Here is a 620-nt window from a genome sequence, read left to right as displayed (position 1 = left end):
GAGAATCGTACGGCCCGCATGATCGCGGTCGGGTTGGGTCGGAATCCGACGGTGGTGTCGAGGGAGATCGCCCGGAACGGTGGCCGGGATGGTTATCGGGTTCATGCGGCGCAGGAGCGGTTCGAGCGGTTGCGGGCCCGGCCTAAGCCGCGGAAGTTGGAGTACGATCGGCGGTTGCACGACGCGGTGGAGGAAGGGTTGCGGGACGACTTCTCGCCGCAGCAGGTGTCCGGCAGATTGGCCGAGGATTTCCCCGACGACCCCGGAATGCGCGTGAGCCACGACACCATCTACGAGACGTTGTATCTCCAGGCTCGGGGCGAGTTGCGTACGGAGCTGACGGTGGCGTTGCGCACCGGCCGCACGCAGCGGGTGTCGCGTGGCTCGGCGCGGCCGAAGCGGGCCAGGATCGTCGGGATGGTCAACATCAGCGAACGCCCGGCGGAGGCGGAGGATCGGGCGGTCCCGGGTCACTGGGAAGGCGACCTGATCCTCGGCAAGGGCAGGAAGTCGCAGATCGCGACTCTGGTCGAACGGCACAGCCGGTTCGTCATGCTCGTCCGGATTCCGCACGACCGCACCGCGGACCGGGTCGCCTTGATCCTCTCCCGGAAAATGGT

Annotated in this window: 1 protein-coding gene; it reads left to right on the top strand. The window is 67.4% G+C overall.

Annotation, left to right across the window (positions count from 1 at the left end; all coding sequences use genetic code 11):
- Positions 1 to 18 precede the first annotated feature (18 nt).
- A partial coding sequence (locus WBN91_RS39075) for an IS30 family transposase (RefSeq protein ID WP_337729447.1) occupies positions 19 to 620 on the top strand: 602 nt, incomplete at its 3' end.

The sequence above is a fragment of the Saccharothrix sp. CCNWYY140 genome (assembly GCF_037401995.1).
Classification (GTDB): domain Bacteria; phylum Actinomycetota; class Actinomycetes; order Mycobacteriales; family Pseudonocardiaceae; genus Actinosynnema.
This window is presented reverse-complemented; position numbering and strand designations above follow the sequence as displayed.